This window comes from Bradyrhizobium sp. IAR9 (genome assembly GCF_013408065.1).
Classification (GTDB): Bacteria; Pseudomonadota; Alphaproteobacteria; order Rhizobiales; family Xanthobacteraceae; genus Bradyrhizobium.
Map to the genome: position 1 here is coordinate 307,518 of NZ_JACBZW010000009.1, position 17,024 is coordinate 324,541.

General features: G+C 63.5%; 16 protein-coding genes. 12 read left to right on the forward strand and 4 right to left on the reverse strand.

Going from position 1 to position 17,024, the window contains the following annotated elements; translation table 11 throughout:
* Positions 1-184: 184 nt before the first annotated feature.
* The 6 genes from GGD67_RS24325 (at position 185) to GGD67_RS24350 (ending at position 3,011) form a co-directional block, all read left to right on the forward strand.
* Positions 185-805: a hypothetical protein gene (locus GGD67_RS24325; RefSeq protein ID WP_179736356.1), complete on the forward strand. Its 621-nt coding sequence runs from the start codon at positions 185-187 to the stop codon at positions 803-805.
* A gap of 38 nt (positions 806-843) precedes the next feature.
* Entirely contained in the window at positions 844-1,293 is a 450-nt protein-coding gene (locus GGD67_RS24330) for a DsrE family protein (RefSeq protein WP_018318537.1), read from the forward strand.
* Positions 1,294-1,541: 248 nt separating this feature from the next.
* Positions 1,542-1,865, forward strand: a complete 324-nt coding sequence (locus GGD67_RS24335; protein ID WP_018318536.1) for an ArsR/SmtB family transcription factor — start codon at positions 1,542-1,544, stop codon at positions 1,863-1,865.
* On the forward strand, positions 1,862-2,293 hold the full coding sequence (locus GGD67_RS24340; protein ID WP_018318535.1) for an SRPBCC domain-containing protein: 432 nt from the start codon (positions 1,862-1,864) through the stop codon (positions 2,291-2,293). The genes GGD67_RS24335 and GGD67_RS24340 overlap by 4 nt, the downstream gene beginning before the upstream one ends.
* A gap of 59 nt (positions 2,294-2,352) precedes the next feature.
* Complete coding sequence (locus tag GGD67_RS24345) at positions 2,353-2,547, forward strand: hypothetical protein (protein ID WP_210286620.1); 195 nt, start codon at positions 2,353-2,355, stop codon at positions 2,545-2,547.
* Between the two features lie 14 nt (positions 2,548-2,561).
* Positions 2,562-3,011: a DUF1801 domain-containing protein gene (locus GGD67_RS24350; protein WP_179736360.1), complete on the forward strand. Its 450-nt coding sequence runs from the start codon at positions 2,562-2,564 to the stop codon at positions 3,009-3,011.
* Positions 3,012-3,219: 208 nt separating this feature from the next.
* Here the strand turns inward: GGD67_RS24350 and GGD67_RS24355 are convergent, their stop codons facing one another.
* The 4 genes from GGD67_RS24355 to GGD67_RS24370 form a co-directional block, all read right to left on the reverse strand.
* The gene (locus GGD67_RS24355) at positions 3,220-4,758 is read right to left on the reverse strand and encodes a SpoVR family protein (protein WP_092253648.1); all 1,539 of its coding nucleotides are present in this window, start codon (positions 4,756-4,758) and stop codon (positions 3,220-3,222) included.
* On the reverse strand, positions 4,755-6,032 hold the full coding sequence (locus GGD67_RS24360; protein ID WP_177237006.1) for a YeaH/YhbH family protein: 1,278 nt from the start codon (positions 6,030-6,032) through the stop codon (positions 4,755-4,757). The genes GGD67_RS24355 and GGD67_RS24360 overlap by 4 nt, the downstream gene beginning before the upstream one ends.
* Before the next feature lie 19 nt (positions 6,033-6,051).
* Positions 6,052-7,995 (reverse strand): PrkA family serine protein kinase, encoded by a 1,944-nt coding sequence (locus tag GGD67_RS24365; RefSeq protein WP_179736362.1) that lies wholly within the window; start codon positions 7,993-7,995, stop codon positions 6,052-6,054.
* A 297-nt stretch (positions 7,996-8,292) separates the two neighbouring features.
* On the reverse strand, positions 8,293-8,958 hold the full coding sequence (locus GGD67_RS24370; RefSeq protein WP_179736364.1) for an STM3941 family protein: 666 nt from the start codon (positions 8,956-8,958) through the stop codon (positions 8,293-8,295).
* Positions 8,959-9,261: 303 nt separating this feature from the next.
* On the opposite strand from GGD67_RS24370, the gene GGD67_RS24375 reads away from it, so the two are divergent.
* The 6 genes from GGD67_RS24375 to GGD67_RS24400 are packed head-to-tail and all read left to right on the forward strand — an operon-like array spanning position 9,262 to position 16,774.
* Positions 9,262-12,111 (forward strand): bifunctional transaldolase/phosoglucose isomerase, encoded by a 2,850-nt coding sequence (locus tag GGD67_RS24375; RefSeq protein ID WP_179736366.1) that lies wholly within the window; start codon positions 9,262-9,264, stop codon positions 12,109-12,111.
* A gap of 13 nt (positions 12,112-12,124) precedes the next feature.
* Entirely contained in the window at positions 12,125-13,123 is a 999-nt protein-coding gene (gene gnd, locus GGD67_RS24380) for a phosphogluconate dehydrogenase (NAD(+)-dependent, decarboxylating) (RefSeq protein ID WP_179736368.1), read from the forward strand.
* A gap of 38 nt (positions 13,124-13,161) precedes the next feature.
* Positions 13,162-14,673 carry a glucose-6-phosphate dehydrogenase gene (zwf, locus tag GGD67_RS24385; protein WP_018318526.1) on the forward strand — a complete coding sequence of 504 codons (1,512 nt, stop codon included), beginning with the start codon at positions 13,162-13,164 and terminating at the stop codon, positions 14,671-14,673.
* On the forward strand, positions 14,673-15,422 hold the full coding sequence (gene pgl / locus GGD67_RS24390; RefSeq protein WP_179736370.1) for a 6-phosphogluconolactonase: 750 nt from the start codon (positions 14,673-14,675) through the stop codon (positions 15,420-15,422). The genes zwf and pgl overlap by 1 nt, the downstream gene beginning before the upstream one ends.
* Positions 15,409-15,939, forward strand: coding sequence for a gluconokinase (locus GGD67_RS24395; protein WP_092253665.1), 531 nt, complete (start codon positions 15,409-15,411; stop codon positions 15,937-15,939). Before pgl ends, GGD67_RS24395 begins: the two co-directional genes overlap by 14 nt.
* Positions 15,940-15,961: 22 nt before the next feature.
* Positions 15,962-16,774 (forward strand): HAD family hydrolase, encoded by an 813-nt coding sequence (locus tag GGD67_RS24400; protein ID WP_179736372.1) that lies wholly within the window; start codon positions 15,962-15,964, stop codon positions 16,772-16,774.
* Positions 16,775-17,024 lie beyond the last annotated feature (250 nt).

Consider the following 17,024-nt stretch of genomic DNA (forward strand, 5'->3'; position numbering starts at 1 on the left):
TTCCGGAAGACGAAGGCTTCGCATCGGTTGAACCTTCCTCGCCCTCCCGGTGACTAACGCCGTGCCTGGAACTGTCCCATCCCGCTCCGCGCTGTGATGATCATGTGCGACTTGCGAGCGTTGAACGCGTCGCACTTGGGCCGCGTCTAAAGCCTACAGCTCAGCTCCTGCGCTCGAGGCCATCATGAAGCTTTCTCTCCTGACTGCCCTCGCCGTTGCCGCACTCATCAGTACGGCCCACGCGGAAGAGGCTGATGACGTCCGCGAAGCCAGCAAGGCCGAGGCCGAGACCTTCAACACGCGCATGTATGCGGGCGCCCCCGGCAACAATGCCTATGCCTGCTTCGTCCGCCGCTACGATGCGGAGCACCTGGCGCGGCATCCGAAGCAGAAGGTCGCTTCGATGAAGCTGCTGATCTCGGCCGAGTTGGACAAGGAAGACAAGGAGCTGCACAATTCCTTCCGCCTCGGTTTCAGGTACCGCCATCGCTCCGGCGATTTCGACTCCAGCGGTTCTTGCAACCACGCCGTATTCACCAAGGACGGCAACGAGGTTCGCCTCGGTTGCGGTGTCGATTGCGAAGGCGGTGGCATCGGCGTTGCGCTGTCCAAAGACGACAAGTCGACGATCGTGCGGCTCGAACGGGTCCGGGTCTGGCAGAACAACAAGCCGGATGACGAGGCCGAGCGGTCGCTGGTCGGCGGTGCCGACGACTGGATCTTTCGGCTTGATCGCACCGACAACAGCGAGTGCGCTTCGCTGGTGACCGACCGCAAGGAACTCGCCGCGCTCCGCCACAAATGATGATATGTCTCCGGCAAAGTCAGTCGAGGGAGATCGCCATGAACCGGCGGAACATCTTGTGGAGCGCAATCTCGGCCCTCGGCGCGGCATTCGGTGCCTCCGGCGCGAAAGCCGCGACGGGAGCGGGCGCGGGCAACAAGCTGAAAGTGGTCTACCATCTCAGCGATGCCGAGAAGGTCAACTTCGTGCTCGGCAACATCCAGAACCACATCGACGGTGTCGGCGGTCCTGATCACGTCACGATCGCGCTGGTGATCCACGGGCCGGCGCTGAAGGCATTCCACTCGGCGCAGGCGAACCCCGACATCAGCAAGCGCGTCGGCGAATTCTCCAAGGACGGCGTCGAGCTCGCCGCCTGCGGCAACACGATGAAGGCGCAGAACGTGACGTTGACCGAGCTGCTGCCGGGCTTCGTCAGCGCGGAAAAGGGCGGCGTGGTTCGTTTGGCTGAGCTGCAGTCGCAGGGGTATCTTTATCTGCGGCCGTAGGGGCTGCTTCTTACCCACACGACAAGTGCACTCCCTCCCCCGCCTGTGAGGGTTGGGGAGAGGGTGGCTCCGCAGAGGGACAATCCCCTAGAGGAAAAAGCCCTCACCCGGCGCGCGGGTCGATGCTTTGCATCGCCCGGAGGTAAGGCGGAGCTCGTAGCGCCCTCCAAACTCATCCTCATCCCGCTTGACTCACCCATAACCTCGCGGTTATGAGTTAACCCATAACTTTCTGGTTATGGATTCCCATGTCTCTCGCCCCCGACCTCCTGTTCCGAACGCTCGCCGACCCCACAAGGCGGGCGATCTTCGAGCGGCTGTGCCGCGAGGGGGAGCAGACGGTCGGGGCCCTGACCGTGAGATCCGGCGTTTCCCAGCCGGCCGTCTCGAAACATCTCGGCGCGTTGAAGCTGGCCGGCCTCGTGCGGGACCGCCATGAGGGGCGGCAGACCCACTACAGCGCGCAGCCCGGCGCACTCGATCCGCTGCGCGACTGGACCAGCCAGATGACCGGCTTCTGGCAGAGGCGGCTCGACGCACTCGACGATCTCCTGAAGAGGATGGACCAATGACCGAAGCCTCAAGCGAAACACGCTCCGTCGTCGTCGAGCGCGAATTCGCCTTCCCGGCCGAGCGGCTCTGGCGCGCGCTGACGCAGCCGCATCTGATCGAGGAATGGCTGATGAAGAACGACTTCAAGCCGTCAGTCGGTCATCGCTTCAATCTTCGCGGTGAATGGGGTGGCGTGCTGGACTGCGAGGTGCTCACCATCGAGCCGCAGAAGACGCTCGCCTACACCTGGAATTTCTCGCATGAGGACGCCGCGTTCGACCTCAGGAGCGTCGTGACCTTCACGCTGACGCCGACCGGCGCGGGCACTCACTTACGCGTCGAGCAGGCGGGCTTCAGCCCGACGCAAAAGCAGGCTTACGGCGGCGCGCATGCCGGCTGGAAGCAGTTCCTTGCCAAGCTGGACGAGGTGCTGGCGCGGGAGGAATAGCCCCGGCCGGCCGTATCCATTCCAATCATTTCTAGAGGGAGACCCCAGTGAGCGCAGACATGTGGATTCGTCAGATCCATCGCTGGTTGTCGATGGCTTTCACGCTCGCCGTCATCGCCAACATCGTCGCCATGACCATGCAGCTCCAGGCGATCTGGATCGGCTTCCTGGCGCTCGTCCCGCTGATCCCGCTGCTGGCGACCGGGCTCTATCTGTTCGCGCTGCCCTATCTCGGCCGCCGCGGCAACGCGTAATGCGAGGCGAGACGATGAAGAAGGCAGTAGCGGCGAAGAAGAGCAGCACCAAGGACGCGACTGGGCCGTCGCCCTCCAAGCTGATCGACGGCAGGATCAAGGAGCTCGGTGACTGGCGCGGCGAAATGCTGGCGCGGGTCCGCGGCCTGATCAAGCAGGCCGATCCTGAAGTCGTCGAGGAATGGAAATGGCGCGGCGTTCCCGTCTGGGAGCACGACGGCATCATCTGCACCGGCGAGACCTACAAGGAAGTGGTGAAGATGACCTTTGCCAAGGGCGCCGCGCTGGACGACCCGGCCGGCCTGTTCAATTCCAGCCTCGACGGCAACGTGCGGCGCGCGATCGACATTCGCGAAGGCGATAAAATCAACGAGAAAGCATTGAAGGCGCTGATCCGCGCGGCGGTGGAGCTGAATGGGTCGAAGAAGAAGGCGGCGAAGAAGCCGGTAAAGCGCTCGGCATAGAACAGCCGTAGTGCAGTGCCTTCCTTCTCCCCTTGTAGGAGGAGGTGGCGCGAAGCGCCGGATGAGGGGGTCTCTATCGGCAGTGGAAGGTGTGGAAAGATACCCCTCACCGAAGTGAGCTTGTGTCTGCCGTCCTCCCTGCCCTCTCCCACAAGGGGCGAGGGCACATCAACGCGCATCTCGCCTTCTTGCCGCGCAGACGGCAGCCTCACGCCACCGCCGCCGGGATCGGGCGCGGGCTCACGACGTATTCGCGCATGACCTTGTCGTTGGCATCGACCTCGATCAGCGCGACGTCGTAGGTCCAGAGATCGGCCAGGTGCTGCAACACCCGCTTGGCATCGGTCTCGTTGAGCTGCGAGCCCTTGATGACGTGGTGGTGCAGGATCAGCCGGCGGTCGCCGGAGAGATCGACGTCGACCACCTCGATATTGGCGTCGATGAAGCCGACATCATGCTGCCGTGCCAGCTCGCGGCGGACGCGGCGGAAGCCGCGCTCGTCGTGGATGGCATCGACCCGGATGCCGGCGCGCTCCTCGGGATCGTCGTGCAGATGGAACATGCGGAAGTGCCGCATCAGCTTCGGGCTCAGGAACTGGGCGATGAAGCTTTCATCGCGGTAGTTGGCCCAGACGTCGCGCAGCACGCCCATCACATCGCCCTTGCCGGCGATGTCGGGGAACCATTCGCGGTCCTCGTCCTCCGGTTTGGTGACGATGCGCTCGATGTCCTGCATCACGGCAAAGCCGAGTGCATAGGGGTTGAATCCGGAGAAGCGCGGGTCGTCGAATTCGGGCTGGAACACCACATTGGTGTGCGATCCCAGGAATTCGAGGAAATTGCCGTCGGTGATGCGGCCCTGCTCGTGCAGCTTGGTCATGATGCGATAGTGGACGTAAGTCGCCGTCCCCTCGTTCATCACCTTGGTCTGGCTCTGCGGATAGAAATATTGCGCGATGTGGCGGACGATGCGCAGCAGCTCGCGTTGCCACGGCGCCAGTCGCGGCGCACTTTTCTCCAGGAAATAGAGCAGGTTTTCCTGCGGCAGGCCGAGCAGCTTGCGGCGGCGCTCGATGCTGAGCGCGGACCGGCTCTTGGCCGCGCCCTTGGGGACGGTGCGCCAGAGGTCGTTGAAGACCTCCTCCTCGTGCTGGCGACGGCGCCCTGCCCGCTTCTCTTCGGCCCGCAGATCCAGCTTCTTCTTGCCGGGATAGCGGTCGATGCCGTGCGACATCAGCGCGTGCGCAGCATCGAGCGTACGCTCGACCTCGACGCGGCCGTAGCGCTCCTCGCATTGCATGACATACGTCTTGGCGAAGTCGAGATAATCCAGGATGCCGTCGGCGTCAGTCCACTGCTTGAACAGGTAATTGTTCTTGAAGAAGTGGTTGTGACCGAAAGCGGCGTGCGCGATCACCAGGGTCTGCATCGTCGCCGTGTTCTCCTCCATCAGATAGGAGATGCAGGGCGAGGAGTTGATCACGATCTCATAGGCGAGCCCCATCAGGCCCTTGCGATAGGACGCCTCATGGTAAGCGAATTGCTTGCCGAACGACCAGTGCTTGTAGAACAGCGGCATGCCGACGGAGGAGTAGGCATCCAGCATCTGCTCGGCAGTGATGACCTCGATCTGGTTCGGATAGACGTCGAGCCCGAGATCCTTCGTCGCCACCGCCTCGCAGGCATCGGTGATGCGCTGCAAGGTGTGGAAATCCCAATCCGCGCCTTCGAACAATCGTTCCGTCATGGAGCGGCTTTCTCCTGGGCAGTTTCGCGGCGCTGGAATAGATCGTGGAACACCGGAAAGATCTCGCTGCGCTCGCTGACCTTGCGCATCGAGAGCGGTGCGCCGCTGTTGCGCAGGCGGTCGTAGAGAGTCCAAAGCGAGGAGTCGGAGAGATCGAAGGCGCTGCCGCCGGATTCCCCGACCTCGAGATAGGCAAAGAACTGACAGACCGGCAGGATCTTGTCGGTCAGCAGCAGCCCCGTGAGCTCGCCGTCGGAATAGGAATTGTCGCCGTCGGAGGCCTGCGCGGCGTAGATGTTCCAGTCCGACGGATTGAAGCGCTCGCGCACGATCTCGTGCATCGCCTGCAGCGCGCTCGAGACCAGCGTACCGCCCGAGGCCGGACCGTAGAAGAAGGTCTGCTCGTCGACCTCCTCGGCGCGGTCGGTGTGGCGGATGAAGACGATCTCGACATGCTTGTAGCGGCGCTTCAGGAACACGTAGAGCAGCATGTAAAAGCGCTTGGCGAGATCCTTCATGTGCTCGGACATCGAGCCCGACACGTCCATCAGGCAGAACATCACCGCCTGCGCCACCGGCTTCGGCACCGTCTCGAAGCGGCGATAGCGGATGTCGAGCGGATCGATGAAGGGAATCCGCTTGGTCTTCGCCTTCAGCTTCTCGAGCTGGGCGAGAAGCACCTCAAGCTCGTCCTCGTCGGTGCAGGCGGCGATCGCGGCTTCCAGTTCCTCGATCTCTTCCTTGCGGGGACGCTTGAGCGCGATGCGGCGGGCGAGCGCCAGCTTCACCGTCCGGCTCACCGAGATGTTGGCGGGCGAGCCCGACGTGGTGTAGCCGGCGCGCTGAATGCCCTCGCTCTCGGTCTGCGCGATCTTGCGCTTGGCCAGATCTGGCAGCTCGAGATCGTCGAGGAAGAGATCGACGAACTCGTCGCGGGAGAGCACGAAGCGGAAGGCATCCTCGCTGTCGCCTTCGCCCGGGCCGGAATTCTTGGCGCTGCCCTGGCCGGAGCGCTGCAGATAGTCCCCCTCGATGAACTTCTTGTTCCCGGGCAGCACCATGTCGCGCGTTCCGCCTTCGCGGCGGAAGCGCGGCTCGTGCATGCCGTCGAGCGGGATCGTGACCTCACCACCCTCCAGGACGTCCTTGATGTCGCGTTCCTGCGAGGTCTTCTTGACGGCGCCCTGCACCAGGGATTTGGCCCGACGCAAGAACCGCTGGCGGTTCTCAAGACTCTTGCCGCCTGGATTCAGGCGCCTGTCAATAATGTGAATGGGCACTTTACCATCCGCCTCAACCGGCCTGCTTCACACGCATGTACCATTCGACGAGCCGGCGAACCTGACGCTCGGTGTAGCCACGCTCCACCATGCGTGCGACGAACTCGCCGTGCTTCTTCTCCGTCTCGCCGTCCTTCTTCGATCCGAAAGAGATGACCGGAAGCAGGTCCTCGACTTGCGAGAATATCCTCTTTTCGATCACGTCGCGAATCTTCTCGTAGGAGGTCCAGGTCGGATTTTTGCCACCGTTCTGGGCCCGCGAGCGTAACGAGAATTTGACGACCTCGTTGCGGAAGTCCTTGGGGTTGGCGATGCCCGCCGGCTTCTCGATTTTGGTCAGCTCCTGGTTCAAAAGCTCGCGATCGAGCAGCTGGCCGGTGTCGGGATCCTTGAAGTCCTGGTCCTCGATCCAGGCGTCGGCATAGTCGACGTAGCGGTCGAACAGATTCTGGCCGTAATCCGAGTAGGATTCCAGATAGGCCTTCTGGATTTCGTTGCCTATGAACTCGGCGTAGCGCGGCGCCAGATCCGCCTTGATGAATTCGAGATAGCGTTTCTCGACTTCCTCCGGCAGCTGCTCCCGGCGGATCGACTGCTCCAGTGCGTACATCAGATGCACGGCGTCGGCGGCGACTTCCTGCGGATCGTGGTTGAAGGTCGCAGCCAGGATCTTGAAGGCGAAGCGGGTGGAGACGCCGTCCATGCCCTCGTCGACGCCGGCGGCGTCGCGATATTCCTGGACGCTGCGCGCCTTCGGATCGGATTCCTTCAGGCTCTCGCCGTCGTAGACCCGCATCTTGCCGAACAGGGTGGAGTTCTCGTGCTTGCGCAGGCGCGACATCACCGAGAACCGCGCCAGCGTCTCCAGCGTCGAAGGCGCGCAAGGCGCCGACGCGAGCTCGGAGCCCTGGATCAGCTTCTCGTAGATCTTCTGCTCTTCAGTGACGCGCAGGCAGTAAGGCACCTTGATCACGCAGATGCGGTCGATGAAGGCTTCGTTGTTCTTGTTGGCCTTGAAGCTCGCCCACTCGGCCTCGTTGGAGTGCGCGAGGATGACGCCGGTGAACGGAATCGCGCCGATGTTCTCGGTGCCGATATAGTTGCCCTCCTGCGTCGCGGTCAGCAGCGGGTGCAGCATCTTGATCGGCGCCTTGAACATCTCGACGAACTCGAGCACGCCCTGGTTGGCGCGGTTGAGGCCGCCGGAATAGCTGTAGGCGTCGGGATCGTTCTGTGCGTAGGTCTCGAGCTTGCGGATATCGACCTTGCCGACCAGCGAGGAGATGTCCTGGTTGTTCTCATCACCGGGCTCGGTCTTGGAGATCGCAATCTGGCGCAGCCGCGACGGCTGGATTTTTGCGACACGAAACTGGGAGATATCGCCGCCGAAGGCTTCCAGCCGCTTGTAGCACCACGGGCTCATCAGGCCGGTGAGACGACGGCGCGGAATGCCGTATTTCTCTTCCAGCATCGGTCCGAGATGATCGGGATCGAACAGGCTGAGCGGGCTCTCGAACACCGGCGAGAGCTCGTCGCCGGCCTTGAGCACGTAGATCGGATGCACTTCCATCAGCGACTTCAACCGCTCGGCGAGCGAGGATTTGCCGCCGCCGACCGGCCCGAGCAGATAGAGGATCTGCTTGCGCTCCTCCAGGCCCTGCGCCGCATGGCGGAAGAAACCAACGATGCGCTCGATGGTTTCTTCCATGCCGTAGAAGCCGGCGAAGGCCGGATAGGTGCGGATCGTGCGGTTCAAAAAAATACGGCCAAGGCGTGGGTCCTTGGCCGTGTCAATCGTCTGGGGCTCGCCGATCGCCGCTAGTAGTCGTTCGGCCGCGTTCGCGTATTTCATGGGATCGCTTCGACACGATTCCAGATATTCCGCCATCGACATGTCGTGCTGGCTTCTCGCCTCGAACGACCGAGCGAAAGCGTTGAATAGAGAATCGTTGTACATGATCCCTCTCCGCGTGAGTTCCGCTACAAGCTGAAACGAAAGCAGTTACCGGACCGTTCCTCAGGCCGTTTCGAATCAGCGTGAGCACATGACGATCATTGGACACCCGGGTGCCGACACCACGCAACGCACAACGTAGGCACTCGTTGAGTTACGAACAGGCACCTGCCCGTATTTTGTGCGAATCTCTGTCTATATTGGCTCATTTCCAGAAAATGTCACTCAGTCGCAACATCCGGGCGTTACCGGGGATGAGTCCATCCGGCGTTGCAGCATAGCGATCTGCGAGCGGCGATCTTATGACGCTTGTACGGCGAAGCCTTGAGCGCCGCCTTGGTTTCCACCTTGGCTGCCGCGTTCATCTTCCTGCTGCAATGCGGCGCGCGGAGTGCTGGCAGCGTGACAGTCGCGGCAAGCGCGCAGCAATGTATCAAAATCGGTCGCCAGGCCGTCCGACAGGATGACGATACGATCGTTTCGCACGCAACGGGCCAAATCGCGGATGCCGCAGAGCTGCTGCTGCAAGGCCGGCGTCGGCGTCAGCACGATCATCTTGTGGCCGCGGCTTTCCTCAGCCGAAATCTCTGCAATCGAATCCCACGGCAGAAATTCATTGCCGATGCGGAGATCGCGGATGCCGTAGGGGGTGACGACCACCACCGCCCCCCGTTCTGCGGGCAGCATCCAGATCAGCCAACAGGTCACCAGGCCGAACAGCGCGACGCCGGCATAGCCGAGCGTCGTGTCGTAGTCGCCCAAACCGTCCCACAAGTCGAAGGCGAGGCTGGCGCTGAGCAGGGTCATCGCAAAGCCCGCCGCGACCAGCAGCCGCAACCGCGTCGCGCATCGCCTGATTTCGAGATCGCGGGATGCGTCGATGGTCATGGCAGATTGCTGGCTGTCGGCGACACCAAACGCCAGACCTTCAGGATGGGCGTGCATGCTCTTCCCCAGCATGGCCATTCGCGGCCGAACCACGATGCACCAGACGGACCGGAATCCGCTGATGGCACTCCACGCAGCCACTGGCTGACGACGAAGCGGCCGGCGTTACGCAACGAGACCCGGCCGAACCTTCGGCCAACGACTTTTTACGCAACAACCGCTACTCCCGCCCGGATCGCCATGATCGCGACGGAGTTACACTGGAGGTATGACGCCTGTACCCTTGATTGGTTCCCTCCCGGGTGCATGTAAGCTAGAGGATAGCGCGTCAGGACCGGCGCGGAAACCCCTCGCCCGCAGGCTTGGAGATAAATAAGCATCATGAATCCCGTCAAAGAACTGGAAAAGCACGGACAAGCCGTCTGGCTGGACTTCCTGGCCCGCGGCTTCATCGCCAAGGGCGACCTGAAGCGGCTGATCGAGACCGACGGCGTCAAGGGCGTCACCTCCAACCCCTCGATCTTCGAGAAGGCGATCGGCAGCTCGGACGAGTATGACGCCCCGATCGGCAAGGCGCTGAAGCGCGGCGACCGGACCGTGGCCGACCTGTTCGAGGCCGTCGCGATCGAGGACATCCAGAATGCAGCCGACGTGCTGCGCCCGGTCTATGACCGCCTCGAGGGCGGCGACGGCTATGTCAGCCTGGAGGTCTCGCCCTATCTCGCCATGGACACATCAGGCACGGTCGCTGAGGCTCGCCGGCTCTGGAAGGATGTTGGTCGCAAGAACCTGATGGTGAAGGTGCCGGCGACGCCGGAAGGCCTGCCGGCGATCGAGCAGCTGATCGGAGACGGCATCAGCATCAACATCACGCTGCTGTTCTCCAAGGCGGTCTACCTCCAGGTGGCCGAAGCCTACATCGCCGGCCTCGAAAAATACGTCGCAGGCGGCGGCGACCCCTCGCATGTCGCGAGCGTGGCCAGCTTCTTCGTCAGCCGTATCGACAGCGTGGTCGACAAGCAGCTCGACGACAAGATCGCCCGCGCCAACGATCCGTCCGAGAAGGAGCGGCTCGCCGCGCTCAAGGGCAAGGTCGCGATCGCCAACGCCAAGGTCGCCTACCAGGACTACAAGCGCCTGTTCTCGGGTCCCCGCTGGGACAAGCTCGCCGCCAAGGGCGCCAAGCCGCAGCGGATGCTGTGGGCCTCGACCGGCACCAAGAACAAGGATTACAGCGACGTCCTCTATGTCGAGGAGCTGATCGGTCCAGACACCATCAACACCGTGCCGCCGGCAACGCTGGATGCGTTCCGCGACCACGGCAAGCCGCGCGACAGCCTGGAAGAGAACGTCGAGGACGCCTACCGCGTGCTGGAAGAGCTGGAGCGCTCCGGCGTCTCGCTGGACGCCATCACCGAGGAGCTCGTCAAGGACGGCGTCAAGCTGTTCGCGGACGCCGCCGACAAGCTCTACGGCGCCGTCGCCCACAAGCGCGCCACGGTGCTTGGGCCCGCGCTGGACCGCCAGTCTCTCTCGCTCGGCGACGGGCTCGACAAGGCCGTAACCAAGAGCACGGAGGAATGGCGGGCGTCCGCTAAAATCCGCAGGCTGTGGCAGCGCGACAAGTCGGTCTGGACCGGCACGGACGAGGACAAATGGCTCGGCTGGCTCGACAGCGCCGCCAAGGCCGACGTCGCCGATTACGAGGACTATGCCGGCCGCGTGAAGGGGCAGAAGTTCTCCGACGCCGTCGTGCTCGGCATGGGCGGATCGAGCCTCGGGCCGGAGGTGCTGGCCGAGACTTTTGGGAAAAAGCCCGGCTTCCCGAAGCTGCATGTGCTGGATTCCACCGATCCGGCGCAGGTGCGGGCGATGGAGGCCCGGATCGACATCTCCAACACCGTGTTCATCGTCTCCAGCAAGTCCGGCGGCACCACCGAGCCGAACGCGATGAAGGACTATTTCCATGAGCGCGTTGCGCAAGCACTCGGCCCGAAGGCCAAGACCGGCTTCCGCTTCATCGCGGTGACCGATCCCGGCTCATCGCTGGAGAAGGCCGCCAAGAAGCTGAACTACGCCCGCATCTTCCATGGCGAGCCCTCGATCGGCGGGCGCTATTCCGTGCTGTCGCCATTCGGCCTCGTGCCGGCGGCGACCGCCGGCATCGACGTCAAGACCTTCGTCAAGCATGCGCTGGCCATGGCGCGCTCCTGCGGACCGGACGTGCCGCCGAGCGAAAACCCGGGCGTGCAGCTTGGCCTTGCCATCGGCCTCGCCGGCCTCGAAGGCCGCGACAAGGTGACGATCCTGTCGTCGAAGAAGATCGCCGATTTCGGCGCCTGGGCCGAGCAGCTCATCGCGGAATCGACCGGCAAGGAAGGCAAGGGCCTGATCCCGATCGAGGGCGAGCCGCTTGGCGATCCTTCCGTCTACGGCAACGATCGGTTCTTCATCGACATCCGCGTCGAGGGCGAAGCGGACGCCGCCCACGACTCCAAGCTTGCCGCGATCGAAGCGGCCGGGCATCCCGTCGTGCGCATCGTGATGAAGTCGATCGACCATCTCGGCCAGGAGTTCTTCCGCTTCGAGATGGCGACCGCTGTGGCGGGCTCGATCCTCGGCATCAACCCGTTCGACCAGCCGGACGTAGAAGCCGCCAAGATCAAGACCCGCGAGCTCACGGCGTCGTTCGAGAAGACCGGCGCCTTGCCGGAAGAACAGCCGGTGGTCAGCACCGATGAGGCCGATCTCTACACCGACGAGGCCAACGCCACCGCGCTGCGCGCCGCCGGCGCCAACGGCGACCTCACCTCGTGGCTCAAGGCGCATCTGTCGCGCTCCGGCGACGGCGATTACGTCGCCCTGCTCGGCTACATCGCGCGGGACAAGGTGACTATCGACGCGCTTCAGGCCATGCGGCTAGAGGTCCGCGAGAAGCGGCAGGTCGCAACCTGTGCCGAATTCGGACCGCGCTTCCTGCACTCCACGGGGCAAGCCTACAAGGGCGGGCCCGACAGTGGCGTGTTCCTCCAGATTACCGCCGATGATGCCAAGGACCTGGCGGTGCCGGGCCAGAAGGCCAGCTTCGGCGTGATCAAGGCGGCGCAGGCACGCGGCGATTTCGACGTGCTCACCGAACGCGGCCGGCGCGCGCTGCGCGTGCACCTCAAGGGCGGACTCAAGAAGGGTCTCGCGACACTCAATGCGGCACTCAACGACGCGCTGAACTAAGGGAATATCGCAGATGCAACTCGGCATGATCGGCCTCGGCCGAATGGGCGGCAACATCGTTCGCCGCCTGATGCGCCAGGGACATTCGACCGTGGTCTATGACAAGGACGCCAAGGCCGTAGCGGGCCTTGCCGCGGACGGTGCGGTCGGCTCCTCGACGCTCGAAGACTTCATCTCGAAGCTTGAGCGGCCGCGCACGGCCTGGGTGATGCTGCCTGCGGGGCACATCACCCAGACCACGATCGACACGATCGCGGGCGTGATGCAGCCAGGCGACGTCATCATCGATGGCGGCAACACCTTCTGGCAGGACGATGTCCGCCGCGGCAAGGCGCTGAAGGAACGCGGCATCCACTATGTCGACGTCGGCACATCAGGCGGTGTCTGGGGCCTCGACCGCGGCTATTGCATGATGATCGGCGGCGAGAAGCAGGTGGTCGACGGGCTCGATCCGATCTTCGCCGCGCTGGCGCCCGGCGCCGGCGACATTCCACGCACGGAAGGACGCGAGGGCCGCAATCCCCGCATCGAGCAGGGTTACATCCATGCCGGCCCGGTCGGCGCCGGCCACTTCGTCAAGATGATCCACAACGGCATCGAATACGGCCTGATGCAGGCCTATGCCGAAGGTTTCGACATCCTCAAGAACGCCAATATCGCGGCTCTCCCGGCAGATCACCGCTACGATTTCGATCTCGCCGACATCGCCGAAGTGTGGCGGCGCGGCAGCGTGATCCCGTCCTGGCTGCTCGATCTCACCTCGACGGCGCTCGCCGACAGTCCGCAGCTGACGGAATATTCCGGCTTCGTCGAAGATTCCGGCGAAGGACGTTGGACCGTGAATGCGGCGATCGACGAGGCCGTGCCGGCCGAAGTTTTGACCGCGGCGCTCTACACACGTTTCCGTTCCCGCCAGGAACACACCTTCGCCGAAAAAATTCTCTCCGCGATGCGCGCAGGTTTTGGCGGTCACAAGGAGCCGAAGCAGCCGGGCGCCGCGAAGCCCAAATAAGAGCTCAGTAAGCGTAACTAAGCGAAGGCCGACAATTCGTGACAAAAGACCCGCAAGTAAAGCGCAAGCCGGAAAATTGCGCCTTCGTCATCTTTGGCGTGACCGGCGACCTCACTCATCGGCTGGTGATGCCGTCGCTCTACAATCTGGCGGCCGAGCATCTGTTGCCGGAAAAGTTCTGCGTCGTCGGCGTGGCCCGCAGGGGGCAGTCGGATGACGAACTGCGCAACAGCCTGTTGAAGGGACTGCGCCAATTCGCGACCCGTCCCGTGGACGACGACATCGCAAAGAAGCTGCTGGAATGCGTGACCTTCGTCGAGGCCGATCCGAAGGACCCGCCGTCGTTCGATCGCCTGCGCGAGCACCTGGATTCGCTGGAATGCGCGCAGGACACCGGCGGCAACCGGCTGTTCTATCTGGCAACGCCGCCCACTGCGTTCGCACCGACGGCGCGCGAGCTCGGCCGCACCGGCATGATGAAGGAGAACGGCGCCTGGCGGCGGCTGGTGATCGAAAAGCCGTTCGGGACCGACCTCGCCTCGGCCAAGGCGCTGAACGCCGAGTTGCTGAAGATCATGGACGAGCACCAGATCTACCGGATCGATCATTATCTCGGCAAGGAGACCGTGCAGAACATCCTGGTGCTGCGCTTTGCCAACGGCATGTTCGAGCCGATCTGGAATCGCAACCACATCGATCACATCCAGATCACCGTGGAAGAGAAGCTCGGCGTCGGCCATCGCGGCGGCTTCTACGATGCCACCGGCGCGCTGCGCGACATGGTGCCGAACCATCTGTTCCAGCTGATGTCGCTGGTGGCGATGGAGCCGCCGGCGCGCTTCGACGCCCATTCCGTGCGCTCCGAGAAGGCCGAGGTGCTCACTTCGATCCAGCAGCCGAGCCGGGAGGATGCGCTGAAAAACTCGGTCCGCGCGCAATATCTCGCGGGCCGCGTCGGCGACGACGATATCCCGGACTACCACAAGACCCAGGACGTCAAGCCCGGCAGCAGCACCGAGACCTTTGTTGCGCTGAAACTGATGATCGACAATTGGCGCTGGGCCGGCGTGCCGTTCTATTTGCGCACCGGCAAGGCGCTGGGCCACAAGCGCACCGAAGTCGCGATCAAGTTCAAGCAGGCGCCGCTGTCGATGTTCTCAGGCACGACCGTCGATCGCCTGTCGCAGAATTTTCTCACCATCGGCATCGCGCCGACCGAGACCATCGAGCTGCAGTTCAACGCCAAGATCCCGGGGCCGAGCGTCACCATCGACGGCGTCGAGATGAAATTCCGCTACGGCGACTATTTCCGCGCCGATCCCTCGACCGGCTACGAGACGCTGATCTACGACTGCATGATCGGCGACAACATCCTGTTCCAGCGCGCCGACGGCATCGAGGCCGGATGGCAGGCAGTGCAGCCGTTCCTGGACGCCTGGAAAAGCGCGGGCACCAACGGCATCGAGACCTATGAAGCCGGCAGCGACGGCCCGGCCTGCGCCGACGAGCTGCTCCGGCGCGACGGACGAAGCTGGCGGAAATTTTCGTGATGGCGGCGGCCGGACTGCCGGAGCTGATCGTCGCGGCCGACGCCGGGGCGCTGGCGCAAGCCGCGGCCGAACGGGTGATGGCGCGGATCACGGCCAACCCCTCCCGCATCGCGATCTGCCTCACCGGCGGCTCCAGCCCGAAGCAGCTCTATCAATTGCTCGGCAGCGACCCCTGCCGCGGCAAGATCCCGTGGGACCGCGTACACTGGTTCATCGGGGACGAACGTTTCGTGCCTGAGAGCGATCCGCTCAACAACATGGCGGTCGCGCGCGCGGCCTTTCTCGACCGCAATGCGCCCTCCGGCCATATCCACCCGATCCCGACCACGGCTGACAATCCGGACCGAAGCGCTGAGGCCTATGCGCGCGAGCTGCAGGCCTTCTACGGTTCTGAAAATCTCGATCCGGCGCGGCCGTTGTTCGACCTGGTTCTGATGGGCGCCGGCCCCGACGGCCACACCGCCTCGCTCTTCCCGGGCTTCCCCGAAATCGAGGAGACCGAACGCTGGGTCGTCGGGGTGCCCAAGGCCAATGTCGCGCCTTTCGTGCCACGGGTCTCGCTCACTTTGCCCGCTTTGGCGTCCTGCCACGAAATGCTGTTCGAGATTGCCGGGCATGACAAGCAGCCGATCTTGACGCGCCTCGTCAATGGCGAGACTCTGCCAGCCTTACGCGCGCGCTCGAATGGTGAGACCGTCTGGCTGGTCGACAGGGCCGCGCTTCCGGAGGGAATTCGTGGCGGGCGTTGAAGCACCTTGTGCATTGATCGTGATGGGCGTGTCGGGTTCGGGCAAGAGCACGGTTGCGGAAGCACTCGGCGAGCGGCTCGGTTGGCGCTTCGAGGACGGCGACGGCTTTCATCCCGCCAGCAATGTCGAGAAGATGCGGGCCGGCCATCCCCTCACCGACGAGGACCGCTGGCCCTGGCTCAACGCCATCGCCGACGAAATCGCACAGGTTTGCGACAAGGGCGGGCATATCATCATCGCCTGCTCGGCGCTGAAGCACACCTATCGTGACGTGCTGCTGCGTGGACGCGACGACGTCCGCTTCGTGTTCCTGAAGGGAACCAAGGAGCTGATCGCCGAACGGCTGGCGCAGCGCAAGGGGCATTTCATGCCGCCTGGGCTACTGACGAGCCAGTTCGACACGCTGGAGCCGCCGGAGGCGGGCGAGCACGTCATCACCGTCTCGATCGACGAAACCGTCGAAGCGATCGTGGACGGCGTGGTGCGGCAGCTGAAACTGGGTACTGCGAAACGCTGAGGCAAAACCGTTAGGTCCTGTCATGACGCAAATCTCACTCGTAGTGTCCGACGTCGACGGCACGCTGCTGACCAAGGACAAGACGCTGACGGAACGCGCGAGGAGTGCGGTGCAGCGGCTGCACAAGGCCGGCATCGGCTTCACCATCACCTCCAGCCGTCCCGCCATCGGCATGCGCTTCCTGATCGAGCCCCTGGCACTCTGGCTGCCGGTCGGCCCGTTCAACGGCTCCTCGATCGTCGATCCGGAGATGCGGCCGGTCGAGCAGCACCTAATCCCGGCCAGCGCGGCCGAGCGGTCCTTGCAGATCCTCCGCAAGTTCGGCGCCGACATCTGGCTGTTCACCACCGACAAGTGGCTGATCGACAACCCCAGCGGTAAATACGTCGCGCACGAGCAGCATACGATCCGCTCCGATCCCACCATCGTGACGGACTTTTCGCCTTACCTTTCGAGCGCCTGCAAGATCGTCGGCGCCAGCGCCGACGCCGCCAGGCTCGAGGCCTGCGAGAAGGCGATGCAGGAGGTGCTAGGCAACGAGGCAACGGCAGTGCGCTCGCAGACCTATTATCTCGACATCACCCCGCCCGGCTTCAACAAGGGCACGTTCGTCGAGGCGATGGCCAGGCGCCTGGGCATTGCGACCGGCGCCGTCGCCACCATCGGCGACATGCAGAACGACCTTGCGATGTTCGCCGTCAGCGGCATCTCGATCGCCATGGGCAACGCCACCGACAACGTCAAGGACCAGGCGACGCACGTCACCGCGAGCAATGAGCAGGATGGTTTTGCCGAAGCGATGGAGATGATCTTGAAGCGGAATGGGGTGGGGTGAGGCCGAGTTTGCTGTGACTTGATGGATCGAGCCGCGAGCTCTCTTACCTCTCCCGCTTGCGGGAGAGGTCGCCGCGTAGCGGCGGGTGAGGGCTCTCTCCTCTCGGGGGCTCTCGCCCAGCGGAGGCACCCCCACCCCAGCCCTCCCCCGCAAGCGCAGGGGAATCGCATATGGGTTTTGTCTAGCTATTGCATTGGAAGGCAAGACGGATTCTGAAGACGACTCCCGGAAGACGGAGGGGGTCGGATGC